This window comes from Pontiella desulfatans (assembly GCF_900890425.1).
Taxonomy (GTDB): Bacteria; Verrucomicrobiota; Kiritimatiellia; order Kiritimatiellales; family Pontiellaceae; genus Pontiella; species Pontiella desulfatans.
Genome location: NZ_CAAHFG010000003.1, coordinates 527,712 through 543,263, shown reverse-complemented (window position 1 = coordinate 543,263; position 15,552 = coordinate 527,712). Strand labels below are relative to the sequence as shown.

At 57.9% G+C, this 15,552-nt stretch carries 15 protein-coding genes; 8 read left to right on the top strand and 7 right to left on the bottom strand.

Going from position 1 to position 15,552, the window contains the following annotated elements:
• Nucleotides 1–113 precede the first annotated feature (113 nt).
• The gene (gene mutM / locus E9954_RS23335; RefSeq protein WP_168442527.1) at nucleotides 114–929 is read right to left on the bottom strand and encodes a bifunctional DNA-formamidopyrimidine glycosylase/DNA-(apurinic or apyrimidinic site) lyase; all 816 of its coding nucleotides are present in this window, start codon (nucleotides 927–929) and stop codon (nucleotides 114–116) included.
• Nucleotides 930–1,037: 108 nt separating this feature from the next.
• Between mutM and E9954_RS33710 the strand changes: the two genes are divergently transcribed.
• Nucleotides 1,038–1,232, top strand: a complete 195-nt coding sequence (locus tag E9954_RS33710) for a type II toxin-antitoxin system HicA family toxin (protein ID WP_136081691.1) — start codon at nucleotides 1,038–1,040, stop codon at nucleotides 1,230–1,232.
• Nucleotides 1,229–1,585 (top strand): type II toxin-antitoxin system HicB family antitoxin, encoded by a 357-nt coding sequence (locus E9954_RS23325; protein WP_136081690.1) that lies wholly within the window; start codon nucleotides 1,229–1,231, stop codon nucleotides 1,583–1,585. Before E9954_RS33710 ends, E9954_RS23325 begins: the two co-directional genes overlap by 4 nt.
• Before the next feature lie 22 nt (nucleotides 1,586–1,607).
• On the opposite strand, the gene E9954_RS23320 is transcribed toward E9954_RS23325, so the two are convergent.
• The gene (locus E9954_RS23320) at nucleotides 1,608–3,059 is read right to left on the bottom strand and encodes a hypothetical protein (protein ID WP_136081689.1); all 1,452 of its coding nucleotides are present in this window, start codon (nucleotides 3,057–3,059) and stop codon (nucleotides 1,608–1,610) included.
• On the bottom strand, nucleotides 3,056–4,114 hold the full coding sequence (gene mvaD / locus E9954_RS23315) for a diphosphomevalonate decarboxylase (protein ID WP_136081688.1): 1,059 nt from the start codon (nucleotides 4,112–4,114) through the stop codon (nucleotides 3,056–3,058). Before mvaD ends, E9954_RS23320 begins: the two co-directional genes overlap by 4 nt.
• A 45-nt stretch (nucleotides 4,115–4,159) precedes the next feature.
• Here mvaD and E9954_RS23310 point away from each other — a divergent pair, with 45 nt between their 5' ends.
• Entirely contained in the window at nucleotides 4,160–5,296 is a 1,137-nt protein-coding gene (locus E9954_RS23310; RefSeq protein ID WP_168442526.1) for a D-alanyl-D-alanine carboxypeptidase family protein, read from the top strand.
• A gap of 70 nt (nucleotides 5,297–5,366) precedes the next feature.
• Here E9954_RS23310 and E9954_RS23305 read toward each other — a convergent pair whose 3' ends face one another.
• Both E9954_RS23305 and E9954_RS23300 read right to left on the bottom strand, forming a co-directional pair.
• On the bottom strand, nucleotides 5,367–5,828 hold the full coding sequence (locus E9954_RS23305) for a phage regulatory CII family protein (RefSeq protein ID WP_136081686.1): 462 nt from the start codon (nucleotides 5,826–5,828) through the stop codon (nucleotides 5,367–5,369).
• Between the two features lie 226 nt (nucleotides 5,829–6,054).
• Nucleotides 6,055–7,278 carry a DDE-type integrase/transposase/recombinase gene (locus E9954_RS23300; RefSeq protein WP_136077388.1) on the bottom strand — a complete coding sequence of 408 codons (1,224 nt, stop codon included), beginning with the start codon at nucleotides 7,276–7,278 and terminating at the stop codon, nucleotides 6,055–6,057.
• Nucleotides 7,279–7,491: 213 nt separating this feature from the next.
• Here E9954_RS23300 and tig point away from each other — a divergent pair, with 213 nt between their 5' ends.
• From tig to E9954_RS23280, 4 genes are all read left to right on the top strand, one after another.
• Nucleotides 7,492–8,787 carry a trigger factor gene (gene tig, locus E9954_RS23295; protein WP_136081685.1) on the top strand — a complete coding sequence of 432 codons (1,296 nt, stop codon included), beginning with the start codon at nucleotides 7,492–7,494 and terminating at the stop codon, nucleotides 8,785–8,787.
• 103 nt (nucleotides 8,788–8,890) lie between these two features.
• On the top strand, nucleotides 8,891–9,490 hold the full coding sequence (gene clpP, locus E9954_RS23290) for an ATP-dependent Clp endopeptidase proteolytic subunit ClpP (protein ID WP_136081684.1): 600 nt from the start codon (nucleotides 8,891–8,893) through the stop codon (nucleotides 9,488–9,490).
• A 117-nt stretch (nucleotides 9,491–9,607) separates the two neighbouring features.
• Nucleotides 9,608–10,867, top strand: coding sequence for an ATP-dependent Clp protease ATP-binding subunit ClpX (gene clpX, locus E9954_RS23285; RefSeq protein WP_136081683.1), 1,260 nt, complete (start codon nucleotides 9,608–9,610; stop codon nucleotides 10,865–10,867).
• 193 nt (nucleotides 10,868–11,060) lie between these two features.
• The gene (locus E9954_RS23280; protein ID WP_168442525.1) at nucleotides 11,061–11,297 is read left to right on the top strand and encodes a metalloregulator ArsR/SmtB family transcription factor; all 237 of its coding nucleotides are present in this window, start codon (nucleotides 11,061–11,063) and stop codon (nucleotides 11,295–11,297) included.
• Nucleotides 11,298–11,464: 167 nt separating this feature from the next.
• On the opposite strand, the gene E9954_RS23275 is transcribed toward E9954_RS23280, so the two are convergent.
• Entirely contained in the window at nucleotides 11,465–13,111 is a 1,647-nt protein-coding gene (locus E9954_RS23275) for a glutamate synthase-related protein (RefSeq protein ID WP_136081681.1), read from the bottom strand.
• Nucleotides 13,112–13,245: 134 nt separating this feature from the next.
• Here E9954_RS23275 and E9954_RS23270 point away from each other — a divergent pair, with 134 nt between their 5' ends.
• Nucleotides 13,246–14,253, top strand: a complete 1,008-nt coding sequence (locus tag E9954_RS23270; protein ID WP_136081680.1) for a DUF128 domain-containing protein — start codon at nucleotides 13,246–13,248, stop codon at nucleotides 14,251–14,253.
• Here E9954_RS23270 and E9954_RS23265 read toward each other — a convergent pair.
• Nucleotides 14,242–15,507, bottom strand: a complete 1,266-nt coding sequence (locus E9954_RS23265) for a hypothetical protein (protein ID WP_136081679.1) — start codon at nucleotides 15,505–15,507, stop codon at nucleotides 14,242–14,244. The genes E9954_RS23270 and E9954_RS23265 overlap by 12 nt on opposite strands.
• Between the last annotated feature and the right edge of the window lie 45 nt (nucleotides 15,508–15,552).

Here is a 15,552-nt window from a genome sequence, read left to right as displayed (position 1 = left end):
TGATTTGTTAGCTGTTCCCAAACAACGGCCAAACAGTACCATTCCCGTTCAGTTTGTAAATAGGAATATGGATACTTTTTTAATGTTTTTTAAAAACCACCGTTTTTATTGGACTAAATGGGCTGACAAGCCGGACAAAAAGTGGTTCCCCGCTGGGCGACGACGGTTTTTTCGAGCGGTTCACCGCATCGGTCGCACGGATTTCCGCCCCGTCCATAGGCTTTGACCTCCGCGCGGTTTGCGCCGGAGTCGCCGTCCACCTGGCGATAGTTGGTTTTTCCACCGCCCAGCGAGGTGCCGCGATTCGCTACGCCGATGTTGAGCACGTGTTTGATCGCCTTGAAAAGAGCCGCCAGTTCCTCGTCCGTCAGCGAGTCCGACAATCGTTCGGGGTGGATCTTCGCCTCCCACAGGGCCTCGTCGGCATAGATGTTTCCGAGGCCGGCCACAATCGACTGATCCAGGATCAGCGGCTTGATCATCCGATGTCGTTTGCGCATGGCGTCCGCAAAATAGTTCCGGGTAAACCGGCGGGTCAGCGCATCCGGCCCCAGCCCCTTCAGGATAACGTCCGGATCATCCACCAGCTTCCACCGGCCAAACTTACGGGTATCCCGATAATAGAGGGTCAAGCCATCGGAAAGCTTCAGCACAATCCGGTCATGGCTCCCCGGCCCCATTGAAAAGGAACCCGCCATTCGGAGGTGAACCATGATCGTCTGCCCGGAGCTGAGCGAAAACATCATCCATTTCCCGACGCGCGAGATTTCATTGATCGTCGTTCCCTTGACCGCCTTGGAAAAGGCCGCAACGGAATAGGGTTCGATGGTCGGAGCCCAGGCCACCTTCACCGCGAGGATTTCCTTCCCCTCAACCCCCCGCGCCCGCAGCTGCCGCGCAATTGTTTCAACCTCTGGTAATTCGGGCATGGCACATCCTTTTTCGTCAAAATGATTATGGACAAAATAATTCAATTCCATGGGATGCCAAGACAAACGCACGTTGACTTCATGATACTATTTTAGTATCAAACATCCATGCCACGAAAGATTCGCGAGTTAATACAGGATCTAAAGAAAGCCGGCTTCGCTGATCGGGGAGGCAAAGGGAGTCACCGGAATTTCAAGCACCCAAGCGGCACGAGAATTACGATCAGTGGAAAAACAGGAGACGATGCGAAAAAGTATCAGGAGCGCGAACTGGAACGGGCGCTCCACGAGGTGAATAAATGAAGGCTAGCGACAAATATCTTAAGATCGTGGAATGGTCGGAAGAGGATCAATGCTATGTAGGCACCTGCCCCGGCCTGATGCTTGGTGGTATTCACGGAGATAACGAGGCCAATGTCTACAAAGAGCTCTGCCAAGCCGCGGAAGAATGGATTGTGATTTGCGAAGAAGACGGCGAACCCCTTCCCTCCGCAACCGCGGGCAAGGAGTATTCGGGCAAGTTCGTGGTCAGGGTGGGCAAGGAACTCCACAAATCCCTAGCCATCGAAGCCCTTCGACAAGGCGAAAGCCTGAACTCCTATTGCACCCAACGGCTAAAGGAAAGCACTCCGGAATATCGAACCAAAAAGGATTGAACATCCCCGGAAGAGACGAGCCTTACTCCCACTCAAATTCGATTCTGGTGATGGAGTATGGTGCAATTTCGATGGCTTCGAGCGCTTTGCCGGTCATTTCCGTTTTGTTAATGAACTGCGTTTCCTGCAGGGCCTCGGCGAGGGCGACGTCTTTTCGCGGGGAGAGTTGCAAGGCACCCGAAACCTTCAAGGTCTTCTTTGATTTGAGCGCATCGACCACGCAACGCTCCGGGCCCTTGTTGATTAGGATCAGATAGCCTTTCTCCCGTCCAATGAAAGCCCCGCCTTCCATTGCCGATGAACCGCCAATCTTCAACGGCACATACAACTCGCTCTTGCGAACGGCCTCCGCAAACATAGTAAAATGCAGGAATGAAAGATGCGTACCCTTCCCGATTCCGCCCTGCTTGTAGTCGTATTCGAGGAAATGGCTGAACGAATGCCAGTGCGACACCTTGACGGAGGGGCGCGACAGGAAACGAAGCAGCATGAGGTCGCTATGCAGCGCCCCGAGGTGGGAGGAGCGCAAGCCATACTTCCGCAGGTTGCCGGAGAATCCGCCGACCCCATATTCGGTGACCCAGATCTCCTTGTCCGGAAATTGGGTTTCGAGCCGCTTCAGTGCAGGATCAAGATGCTCCTTCATATAGGCCACCACATTCGAGAACGCATCGACGAAGGGGAGGAAGTCGGATTCCTCGACCTTTCCATCCATCCCGGTCTGCGAGTAGAGGTGAACGACAACGGCATCGAAAAACGTTAATCCCTCCAACATTTCCAGCCATTGCTGCTGCCGAGCCATGTTGGCGGGTTGCCCCTCTTCAAGAAACGATTCGTGCGTGTAGATATGGCTCGGCACCAGTACGCCGATCTTCGCTTTCGGAAACAAATCCCGAACCATCGCCGAAGTTTCCCTCGCCCGGCGAAGATAGTCGCGCGGATTCCGGAACGCCCAGGCATAGGCCTCGAAATAGAGCTCGTTGCCGATTTCGAAGCAGGGGATTTCCACGCCTTTCTCCGCCGCCTCCGCCAGCCACTCCCGGTTTTGCTCAACCGTCCGGGTGCAGATGTTGAGCACAACGGAATAGCGAGCCCCCGTGGCCTCGGCAAACTCGAAGAATTCGGCCGGTTTCTGCCCCCTGCCCCGCGTCATGAGTTTTACGCGCTCATTCTCCTTGCCGTAGTCCCTGCCCGATTCGGGCACCTCATCCCGCAAGCCGCGTTGCGGATTATAGAAGTTGGCCGGCGTTCCCCCCGGAAAACGGAAGAAGGGTTTTCCGGCTTCCTTGTATTTTGCCATGAAGGACGGGTCGGTGTACCAAACCGGTCGGCCCAGCAGCAGGCAGTTGGCGCCGTAGCAGTCCTGCTCCAGCGGCTGGCGCTTCTGCAGCAGCAACTCAAGCGATAGTTTTTCCGGCAATTCCGCCGCACAACATGCCGTAGCCCACAGGCACAAGAGCATAGACGCCCTCATGGAACCTCCTCGAACGGCTTGATGATTTTCAGGCCAGGAAAACTTCCGGCCACATCCGCTTCGCTTTCCTCAAGGAAGAGCAACTTGATGTTGGGCCCGGCATCAATGGTCAGATAAACCTCCAGGCCATCGGCGCGGACGCGCTGCACCTGGTGGATCATCGCCATCGATTCCGGCTGCAGGTAGATCAGCGGCGGCCAGGCGGACATCATCGTCGCGTGCATGGAAAGGGCGTTTTGTTCGGCGGTTTGTCCTAGGGCTGAAAAATCCTTTTCTTGGATGGCCCTGCGGATCGTTTCGATGTCGCGGCCGGCCTGAGTCGGCCAGCTCCTGTACAGCGGCGAAGTTTCGACCGTGCGGTTCATGCCGTCGCGCGAGCCGACCGGTTTGGCGGCATCGGTCAGCTCCAGGATGCCGATGCGGAACTCCGGCCATTGAAACGATAGCTTTTCCGCGAAGGAGTCGGAGCCATCGGGATGGGTTCCGGCATGCCATTGCACAAACCCATCATAGACCGAGCGCGAGGCACTACCGCTGCCAAGCCGGGCGAGCATGGAAAGCTTCCGCCGCTCCAGCCCCCACCCCGCAAAATCATCCAGCGCCATCACCAGCGCCGCAAAACCGGAGGCCGACGAAGCCAACCCCGCCGCCGTCGGTATGTTGTTCTCCGTCCGGACTTCGAAACCGGCATTGCCCAGCATGGGACGGAACAGGTCGAGGAATGCGGAAATGCGTTGGGCGAAGGAGGAATCGGGGCTCTGTAGCGCGTCGTTCAGATATACGAGATCAAGCGATGAGGGCATCGCTTCTACCGCGCGGCGCGAACTCGTAGACGCGATGCCCTCATCGCGTATCCGCAGCTCGGTGCGGGTGCCAAGATCGCCGAGGGAGATCGAGAGGCTGGAGTTGATCGGGAGGTTGAGTGCGGCGTCGCGCTTGCCCCAATATTTGCAAAGCGCGATGTTCGATGGCGCAAAGGCCGAACCGGCGGCCTTCGGGTTTGCTTGCCCCCCCGCGAGGATGTTTTTTACAAATTGGTGTTGTATGTCGTCCATGATTCCCTTGAGATGAGCCGCTATTTAAGAGAATTACATGCCCACATGAAGAAAAGCAACGTCACATTCATCGCCGCCGTCCTGATCTCCCTGCATGTCCTGGCTTTCATGCTCTTCCTGGGTTCGAAGGAAGGCAAGGCCGACAAGCAGTCCCCTCCCACGAACCCCGCGGCCCCATCCGCCCCCGCGCCGGAACCGGCGCCTTCCGCCGGGTTCGAGATGCCCGAATTGCAGGTTGCCGTGCCGGAACTGGCGGAACAGAAGCTCGAGATCGTGCCGGTCGAAGTGGTTGAAATGCCCAAGGCAGCACCGCGCGAAGCCATCGCCCACCCCCGCAATATCAAGGGCTACCTTCGCTCCGACCGCTCCAACCGCCGTACGTCGAAGACCTACTCCAGCCTGGTCGGCAATCCCTACCAAGGCGCCATCGTGATTGATGCGCGCACCGGTAAAATCCTCCATGAAGACCGGGCGGCGGTCTATGCCTACCCCGCCAGCGTGACCAAGATGATGACGATGCTGATCGTGCTCGAGCAGATCGACAAAGGCCTCGTCCGCTTGTCCGACCGGGTGAAGATCACGCCGGAGATCGCCGGCATCGGCGGATCGGGGGTCTACCTCGATGTTCGGGAATCCGGCGCCTTCACCGTTGAACAAATGCTGCAGGCATTGATGATCCACTCCGCCAACGATGCCGCCGCCGCGCTGGCCTTCCACGTGGCGGGCTCCATTGATGGCTTTGTGGACATGATGAACCAGAAGGCGCGCGAGCTGGGCATGAACTCCACCACCTACCACACCCCGCACGGCCTGCCCATCACCGCCCAACCGGACATCAGCACGGCCTACGACATCGCCATCCTGAGCCTCGCCGCCCTGCGGCATCCGCAAACCCTGGAATACACCGGAACCAAGCTGGCCTGGCTACCCACCAACAGCCTGCGCAAGGAAAAATTCATGCTGGCCAACCGCAACGCGCTGGTGGGCAAGGAACCGTATCCGGGATGCGACGGACTGAAGACCGGCTACCATTCAAAAGGCGGCTATTCGCTGGCGGCCACCGCCAAACAAGGCAACCACCGGGTGGTCTCGGTGATCCTGGGCGTGCCCGACCGCGACACCCGCAATGCCACCACCCGCAAGCTGCTCGACAAGGGATTCCAAAAACTGAAGCAAAACTAGACCGTATGAGCGGCTATGTGCGTGGCGGCGTCATCGTTGCCCATTCATTGAATTCCATCTCGCCGGCGTCCTAACGCACTTCGTTGTAGGAGCCCTTTTCGCAGGCGCCGACGAAACTTTCGGCGGACGATTTTAGCTTCTCCCACTCATCGCGGATCTTTTCCGCCTCCTGGAGATCGATCTCCCCATCGTTCTCGATGCTCTCGGTGAGCACATCGAGCAAATCGGAAAATTCGCGCACAATGCGGCGGGTCATATGGAGCAACGGGATGGCATCGATGTCCGCCGGCTTCACATTCGGCACGAAATAGCCATCAGCCCGGCGGCACAACCACTCGACCGGCCCCTTGTCGCCGGTCAGTTCATAAACCTTCGCCAGGCGGTCGAGCGGATTCTCCGCCCCGCTGGCATCCTCGGTTCCGGAGGGCTGGCACCATTTGTAGATGAGCGAGGTGGAGAGGCCGAGATCGGATGCCACCGATTTCACGCCGAGTTCGCCGAGCGATTTCCTGAGTACTTCGTTTGATTTCATCGTATTCCCTTCGTAGCTGGGCAAAACGTAGCCCGTCCTCCCTAAGCCAGCCATTACAACCCGGCTGGCAGTGTGTAATGGCCCACGTTCCCATCTCAAAACACGCGCACTATAAAATGAGATCGATTCCCTGTCGATTCGCAAGCCCGACAATCGGTTCAGCCCCCGCGTTGCCTCAAAAATAAATGACACCGTAGAGGTGCGGATGAGGAGTCGTTTGACTGCATTAATGGGTACCCTCTAATTCGGGGGTTGTCAAGGTGGGGAGGCAGTCGGGGAACCCGGGTTCCCCGACTGCGGCGGACTCGCCGGTTTTCTTCATTTTTTCGATCTTGCGACGTCGGCGCTGGATGCGATTGCCCAGCTCGAAAGGGTCGAGCGTTTCGTATTCGCGTTGCAGAGCAGCCTCCTGTTGTTCGCCAAGGATGCCGCTGACCTTCAGGCGGTCAAAGGGCGTGGCGGGGGCATCGTATTTCTTTTTGTACCGGCTTTTGACGCGAACCTTGCTTTTTAGCTTGAACGAGGGTTTGAAGAAGTTGTTGAGCCGTTCCCAGTCGCGGTAGAGTGCGTTGAGCTCTCTGATCATGGCCGGGTTGTCGAGCCGGTCGTAGCCGAGCAACTCGCGCACGTGCGTCCAGTTCTTTTGTTCGACATGGGCGTTGTCGTTCTTGTGGTACGGTCTGCTGCGTGTAAAACAGACGGGCTGTTTGCGTTGCAGGAAGTAGCGCGTGAGATGGTGGTTGAGGAACTCGCTGCCGTTGTCGCAGTCGAAGCCCAGGATGGCGAAGGGCAGCTTGTTTTCCACGTCGTGGGTTTGGTGCATCACGCCTTCAGCGCCTTTGTTCCAGACCGCGCGGGTTACCGTCCAGGTGCTTATGATGTCCGTATAGGTGATCGACCAGATGAAGTCCCCGCTCATCGATCCGCCACAGTGGGCTACTGTGTCGGCTTCGAGATAGCCGGGCCGGTCGATGTCCTCGGTGGAGGTGCGGATTGGGATCTGATTCTTGAGCAGCGAGCCGGGCTTGGTACCGGTATTGCGCCTTCGCTGGTACTGCGCTTTGAAGGGTTTGAGCACCCGGTCGATGCTTGCCGGGCTGATTCTCAGTAGCTTTTCACGGCATTCGGTCGATAGCGGTTCGTAATGTTTTTCATAGTGCTTCAGCCAATGTGGCATAGCAGGCTTGAGGCGCTTCCCGCACAGTTGTCCAGAACGAAGCCACAGAGTTTTGAGGGTCTTGCGCAATTCAGCAGAGTCGTACTCGCCTTTGCGGCCGCGTTTGCCCCTGGAGGGCGTAAACGAGTCGTTGAGCAGCTTGGTGGCATGCTTGCGATCATAGCCGCATACCGCGCATACTTCATCGAGCAACCGGGTCTTGTAGGCCTTTTCCGCGCGCCTATAGCGGCGTTTTTGTACCGCGATGTATTCCATTCTGGTTTCGCAACTCATCTCTTTCATCCTCCCTGTATACAGGGTGTGATTTTTTGTGAGTCAACGAATCCTTTCCGCCCGCATCCTATCGGATGCTTCGGTGTCATTTAATTTGAGGCAACTCGCCCCCCCAAAACACACCATCCGCCAGACTTGACCTGAGGGGTGTTCGTGCGTAATCTCACCGCCTTTTGACCAAAAACAGGTAACTACACAGGAGTACAAGGATTTATGAATGTTTCAGTGAAGGATGCCGGCACCTGCCGCAAGACCATGACCATCGAGATTCCTGCTGATAAAATCAGTGAGGAAAAAGCGGAAACCCTCAAGGCCTACATGAAGTTCGCCAACCTCCCCGGCTTCCGTAAAGGCAAGGCCCCGAAACACGTTGTCTTGAAGAAATACGCAAAGGAAATCGACCAGGATCTGCAAGAGCGCGTACTGCCCCGCTTCTACCACGAAGCCCTGCAGAGCACCGAACTCAAGGTGGTCAACGTGGTCGATGCCACCGAAGTGGAAATCAAGGATGGCGAGCCGGTCTCCTTCGAGGTCACCGTCGATGTCGAACCGGAGTTCAACCTGCCGAAATACACCGACATTCCCGTCAAGGAAGAGAAGATCGAGATCTCCGACGCCCAGGTGCAGGAACAGATCGACGGCATCCGCAACCAGCACGCCAACTACGAAGAAGTGGAAGGCAAGACCATCGAAGCCGGCGACATGGGCCAGCTCACCTACGAAGCCACCACCGACGGCACCCCGCTCAAGGACGCGATCCCGGAAGCCAAAGGCATCGGCTCCGGCGAAGGCTACTGGGTCTCCGCCGACGAACACGCCTTCATCCCGGGCATGGGCGCAGCCCTGATCGGCCTGAACGTCGGCGACAAGAAGGAAGTGGAAGTCACCTTCCCCGAGGATTTCATGGTCAAGGAGCTGGCTGGCGTTAAGACCATCTACAATATCGAAGTCACCGCCGTGCGCGTGCGCACCCTGCCGGAAATCGACGAAACCTTCCTGGGCCGTCTCCAGGTCGAGTCCGAGGAAGCCCTCCGCGCCAACATCCGCGAACAGCTCGAAGCCCAGGCCCAAAACATGGCGCTAGGAAAAACGCACGACCAGATCGTCGATTACCTCATCAAGAAGACCAAGCTCGACGTTCCGGAAAGCATCGTCCAGCAGCAGGCCCGCAACGTCGTCTACGACATTGCCCAGCAACGCATGATGATGGGCGCCACCCAGGAGCAGATCGGCGCGCAGATGGAGGAAATCCAGAAGGAAGCCCAGGATCGCGCCCTCGAAAACGTCAAGCTGCGCTACATTGGCCTCGGAATTGCTACTGAACTGAAGTTCGAAGCCAGTGAAGTAGAGGTTGACGAAGAAATCGCAACGATGGCCATTCGCCAGCGCAAGGATGCGCAGGCGCTCCGCCGGGAGATGGAGGAAAACGACTCCTTGTCCAGCGTTGGCGAGCAAATCCGCTTCAACAAGGCGCTCGACTACATGGTTGAAAACGCGAAGATCAAATAAGGCTCTTTGAGCCGGATTGCCGGAATCGCCGGATTATTGGATTGATGGAAACGCCCATTGATCCAATAATCCCGACCTCCATCAATCCAACAAAGGAAGATCTATGAACGAAATGGCGAACTATCTTGTTCCGACTGTAATTGAGCAAACCGGCCGCGGCGAACGCGCGTACGACATCTACTCCCGCCTGCTCAAGGAACGCATCATTTTCCTCGGAACAGCGATCGACGACACGGTCGCCAACCTGATTGTTGCCCAAATGCTATTCCTGCAGAGCGAGGATCCGGAAAAGGATATCAGCCTCTACATCAACTCGCCGGGCGGCGTCGTTACCGCCGGCCTGGCCATCTACGACACCATGCAATTCCTGAAGTGCGACATCACCACCTACTGCGTCGGCCAGGCCGCCAGCATGGGTGCCGTGCTGCTGGCCGCAGGAGCCCCCGGCAAGCGCTATGCCCTGCCGAACGCCCGCATCATGATCCACCAGCCCCTCGGCGGAGCACAAGGCCAGGCGACCGACATCAACATCCAGGCGCAGGAAATCATGCGCATCAAGCAGATCCTCAACGGCATCCTGGCCAGCCATTCCGGCAAGAAGATCGAGGATCTCGAAAAAGACACCGACCGCGACAACTTCATGTCGGCAGCACAGGCCGCCGAATATGGCCTGATCGACGAAGTGGTCGCCCACGCAAAGTAACGAATGGAAGTTTGGATGACTGGAAAGATGGATTGCTGGATTGCGATCGGAAAAGGACACGCCTACCTCCCCCCTCTCCCCCTCTCCTCCCCACCCAAAAATCCGAAGGATTTTAAGATGGCTGACAAGCACAACACCCCCGAGTGTTCCTTCTGCGGAAAGAACGAAAAAGAGGTCAAACGGCTCATCGCCGGCCCCGGCGTATTCATCTGCGATGAATGCGTGGGCCTGTGCGATGCCCTTCTCGGGCACCAGTCTGGCGACCACGCGGAGGAGCCGACCACCTCCCAGGAGATCGGCGTGCTTGCACCTCACGAAATCAAGGCAAAGCTCGACGACTATGTGATTGGCCAGGACATGGCGAAGAAAGTACTCTCCGTCGCCGTCCATAACCACTACAAGCGCATGTTCGCCCAGCTCGACGAGGACGGCGTGGAGATCGACAAATCCAACGTCCTGCTCATCGGCCCCACCGGCAGCGGCAAAACCCTGCTCGCCAAAACCCTCGCCCGCTCGCTCAACGTCCCCTACGCCATCACCGACGCCACCACCGTCACCGAGGCCGGCTACGTGGGCGAAGACGTGGAAAACATCCTGCTCCAGCTTTTGCAGGCCGCCGACTTCGATGTCGACCGCGCCCAGCGCGGCATCATCTACATCGACGAGATCGACAAGATTGGCAGACGCACCGACAACGTATCGCTCACCCGCGACGTTTCCGGCGAAGGCGTCCAGCAGGCCTTGCTGAAGATTATCGAAGGCACCGTTGCCCGCGTACCTCCGAAGGGCGGACGCAAGCACCCGCAGCAGGAATACCTGGAAATCGACACCTCCAATATTCTCTTCATCTGCGGCGGCGCATTCGTCGGCATCGAGGACATCATCAAGCAACGCGTCGACAAGAAATCGATCGGCTTCGGCACCACGAAAAAGTCGGAAGAGGAACTCTCCCCCAACTTCGTCACCATGAACGTCGAATCCGAAGACCTCCTGCGCTTCGGTCTGATCCCCGAATTCATCGGCCGCCTACCGGTCGTCACCATGTTGCACGAGCTGACTGAAGACGAACTCGTCCACATCCTGACCGAACCGAAAAACGCCATGGTCAAGCAGTACCAGAAACTGCTGATGATGGACGGCGTTGAACTGGAGTTCGAAGCCGACGCCCTCAAGGCGCTGGCGCGCATGGCCAACAAACGCAAGACCGGTGCCCGCGGGCTCCGCGCCATCATCGAACACCTGATGCTCGACGTCATGTATGAAATCCCCATGCGCGACGACGTCAGCCACTGCACCATCACGCGCGACATGGTCGAGCACGGCCTCCATCCGCTCGAAGGCCTCAAGCTCATCGAGACCGAAAAGAAATCGGCCTAGCTTGAATAATTCATGCATCGCATGAAAATTCACCGCCGCCAATGGCAAGAGCCGCGATGTTCACGCAGACGTATTATCATACCTTGTGAGGTGTGATAAATATTGTTGATCAATTTGGTTATCACACCTCACAAGGTGTGATAATAGATTGCACATGCAAACGCTACGACCCACCCTATGGAGAACATGCCGGGTGATCGCAAATGACACCCGCTTGAACCTATTGCGTGAACTCTTGCGATGCAATGAATGCACCGTGGCGATGCTGGGAAGCAAAGTCGGCATTGCGGAAGCTTATGCCAGCACCCAATTACGAACGCTGAACTCCCGCGGACTGATCACATCGCGCCCGAGCGGGAAATGGGTGTACTATTCAGCCCAACCCAACAATCCCTTGGCAAAAACATTGCTGACGATCGCTGCAGGCTAAAAAGCGCCGTACAACAACGCGCTCCGGACGCCCCGGAGCGCGTTCTTTTCAGCAAATGAAACCGTAGCCATCAACATGGTGGGGCGGGTTGCATCTGGCGCACGGCCCGATACTGCGAATGTTCGGGAGGAACCGAACACTCCACGTCATCGGTTTTCCCTGCCGCTTTAAAAACGTCCCTTCATGATCTCGACGGCCTTGGTGGATTGGGCATCGGTCATGTAGGGGATTCCGGTCTCGGCGGCGGTTTCGCGATTGGCCGCCATGAGGTCGCCGCGTGCGATTTCCGTCAGCGAAAACTTTCGCGCGCCGGCCATGAATTGCTGTAAGCCGCAGGCAAGCTTGTCGGCATAGCCATACATGGCCACGGCACCGAACGGCACGTGTTTCATTTCGTCGGCACCCACCTTGGCCTTGACGGCTTCCCATCCGGTGAAGATTTCTTCGGGATAGGTTCCAACCGCTTTCACGGTGGCCGGAAGCTCTTCCCAGTGCCCATGCAGCCGCTCGCGGTTTTCTGGCTGGAAGACCCCTTGTATGTTGCTGCCGAGATAGCCGGGAATCATGGGGGCACGGCCCATGCAAACGAGCTTCGCATACGGCGCGCCAAGGGCCAGCGCCTTGAAGATGTGGTCTTCCCGAGCAAAGCCGCCGGCGAATGAAATATCCGGAACCTCAATGCCTTGGGCTTCGAGCATACTGCAATATTCATAGGCCTTCGCATGCAGCGGAAGCGACGGAACGCCCCAATGATCCATCATGTTCCACGGGCTCATGCCGGTGCCGCCGCCCGCGCCGTCGATGGTCAACAGGTCGAGTTGGGCATCGGCCGCGAGGCGGATCGACATGGCAAGCGCTTCCATTCCATAGGCGCCGGTCTTGAGCGAGAGGCGCTTAAACCCGAGCTTGCGCAGATAGGCGACCGCGTTCATGAAGTCTTCCTGCACCTGCGCGGGGCTATCGAGATTGGTCGCCCCCAACCGACTGTGGCGGGCGAAGGAGGTGACCGCATGGTTCCTATAGGCTTCCTTCACGGTCGGATCGGTCGGATCGGGATCGACGACATAGCCACGGTTCTTGAGAAACTCGGCATATTCGAGCGACTTCACCTGGATTTCGCCGCCGATATCCTTGGCGCCCTGCCCCCACTTGAGCTCGAGGATAATCTGGTCGCCATACTTCTCGGCCAGGTATTCGGCCACGCCGTTGCGGGTGTCCTCCACGTTCATCTGGACGATGATGGCGCCATAGCCATCGTAATAGCGCAGGAAGGTGTTGATGCGCCGGTCGAGCTCCGGGGCGGAAGTGATTCCGCCGTCTTCGAGCGTGGACTGCTTATCGACACCAACAACATTTTCGCCGACGACGATCGGGAAACCGCAGATGGCCGCACCGGCGGCGAAGGAGTCCCAATAGTGCGCCGCAATGAAGGTTGAACCCAGCGCACCGGTCATGATCGGGACGCGGCACTTGGTCTTGATTTCGCCGCCAAACTCGGTGCCGACATTGACGTTGGGGAAAATACAGTCGTCGGGATCGTTGGTCAGGCCTTCACCGAGCCCGTTGGCTCCATAGGCATAGCCCTGGATGCGCAACGACTGGTAGCCGACCCCCAACGAGGTGACATTGGCCGATCCTGCAGTCGTCAAGGGATAGTCGCGCGGATAGAGCAACTTGCGCCCGACCAGGCACGATGTCCAGGTTTCGCATTTGCCTTTACAGTCCGCCCGGCAAAGCGTGCAGAGTCCTGATTCGCAGGGCACCCCGCGGTTGGTGGTTCCGAGCGCATCGTTGTTCTTAAGCCAATGTATCATCGCATTCTCCTTGGTTAAGTTGCATCCCCTTCCGGCACACCATTGCCGGAAGCAGGCTCTTTTTTTAGAGTCTTTGCAATGGATTGGCGATTTATACTTGATCTAATTAAGCTTTTACGGCAATTCTGCCGCTTATGGATAAACGCGAAAAGAAACGGCTGGCCATTTTGGATGTGCTCAGTGCCAGCGAACGCCCGCTCGGCAGCTCCCGCATCACCGACATCCTGGTGGCGCAGGGAGTGGAAATAAGTGAGCGAACGGTAAGGCATTATTTGCTGGAGCTCGACGACCACGGCCTAACCGAAAACCTCGGGCGGCGCGGGCGGCGGATCACCGACGACGGCATGCGCGAGGCCGACGACTCGCGGGTGCTCGAACGCATCGGCTTCCTATCCGGCAAAATTGACACAATGGCCTACCGCATGGATTTTGATCCGGCAACGTGCTCCGGGCACGTGGTGCTGAACCTTTCGCTGGTCAAGCCCTCCGACATCACCCGCGAACGCCTGCGGCTCATCGGCAAGGTGTTTTCCAAGGGGTATGCCATGGGCAAGCTCATGGCCTTGTTCGAGCCCGGCGAAACCTTTTGCGGAACGGTTGTACCGGACGACATGGTCGGCATTGGCACGGTCTGCTCGATCACCCTTAATGGCGTGTTGCTCAAACACGGCGTACCCACGGTCTCGCGCTTTGGCGGCTTGCTGGAGCTGCAGAACAGCCACCCCACCCGCTTTGTTGAAGTGATCAACTACGACGGAACCACCATCGATCCGCTCGAAGTGTTCATCCGTAGCGGCATGGCCAACTATATCGGGGCGGTGATTTCCGGCAACGGGCGGATCGGCGCCAGCTTTCGCGAATTCCCGGCGGAGAGCATCGAAACGGTGCGCGCCGTCGCCGCGCGGCTGGAGGCGATCGGGCTCGGCAGCCTGATGTTCCTCGGCAATCCCGGGCAGTCGATCCATGGCGTACCGGTGGGGCCGCAGCGCGCAGGGGCGGTGATCATCGGCGGGCTCAACCCCATGTCGATCTTCGAGGAGACCGGCCTGCGGGTGCTATCGCGCGCGCTCTCCGGGCTGGTGGACTTCCGGCGCCTGTTCCACTATTCCGAATTCCGCGAGCAGCTGGCCTCAATCGGCTAGCTCCCATTCGGCGGGGACCTGCCAGCGGGAATCGTCGGCGATCCAGAGGACGGGGACGAGCGCATCGGCCTCGCGCTCCAACGCCAGGCGCTCCTTCTTTAGCTCCAGGCGCTCCGCATTAAGCATCTCAAATCCGGCGTAGGTGGACGGCTTGCCCAACCTCGCGAAAAGGGATTCCTTGGCCGCCAACCGCGTCATCCGATCCTCGAGCAAATGCAAGGCATCGCGGGTTTCGACCAACGCCTTGACCCGTTCCTCGGCCTCTTCATAGAGCTTTTGTTTCAGCAAATCGGTACTGCGGCGCGTCTCCCGCAACTGATGGGTGATCGAAAGGTTGGTATCGAGCTTCATGCTGACGGAGGCCTCGAAGCGGATATCTTCGGCATCGAAGTTGAAACCACCGCGATCACCCGCACTGAAGAGGTAGACCGAGGGGCTATAGACCCGGGTATCGAGCTGGGGCCAATACTGGAACTTGACCCCGAACTCCCGCAGGCGGGCGCCTTCGAGCTCAAGGGCCTGAATGGTCGTATACAAACCGCCGAACGTGTCGGTATCGAGAATCGCGGGATCGCTCTGCATATAATCGATTTCAGGGAGCTGGTCGCCCACCAGCACCCATCGGTTGGAATGGCAGCCCAGCGCCCCGGACACCGCCAGCCAGAGTTCGTTTTCGCGCTGCTTCCGCGCGAACGCCAGCTCGCGACGGTCGGACTCGGTGAAGGTCGGGTGGGAGGATTCGAGGTCTTCGATCAGGCTTTCCTGCCGGTTCCAATGGGATTTCCGGAACAGGGAGTAGAGGTTGAGCACCTCCTCGCGGTAGGTCAGTTCGTATTGCTGGGTGGCGGCATAGTGCGAAAGCACGGCGGCATAGTAGTCCATCCGCAACCGGACAAAGCCCGGGATGGAGAACAAGGCATTCACGTTCCCGTTGAAGTTGTCGGATGAAAGTTCCGTAAATTCGCTGATGGCGGTGTTGTAGATGCCCTGCATGGTCAACTGCGGAACGAGATCCCAGAAAACGCGGTCGATCGCCACTTCGGCATTGATGATTTCATTGTTGGCGGTTCGTAGCGCCAGGTTGCCGTCGATCATCGAAAGCGCCGTCTCCCAATCCAACACCTTTTCCGGAAGCCGGGATGGATCCGTGAAAATTTGCGGATAGTGGGCCTCGACCTCCTCCCGCTGGATCTCGATGCGCTCCTCGACGCTTTTGCAACCGGAAAGCCCCAACAGGACTACCGAAAGCATCATCAGGCTTGCACTTTCCAAAGCGGCCGCGCCGCATCTTAACGTTGT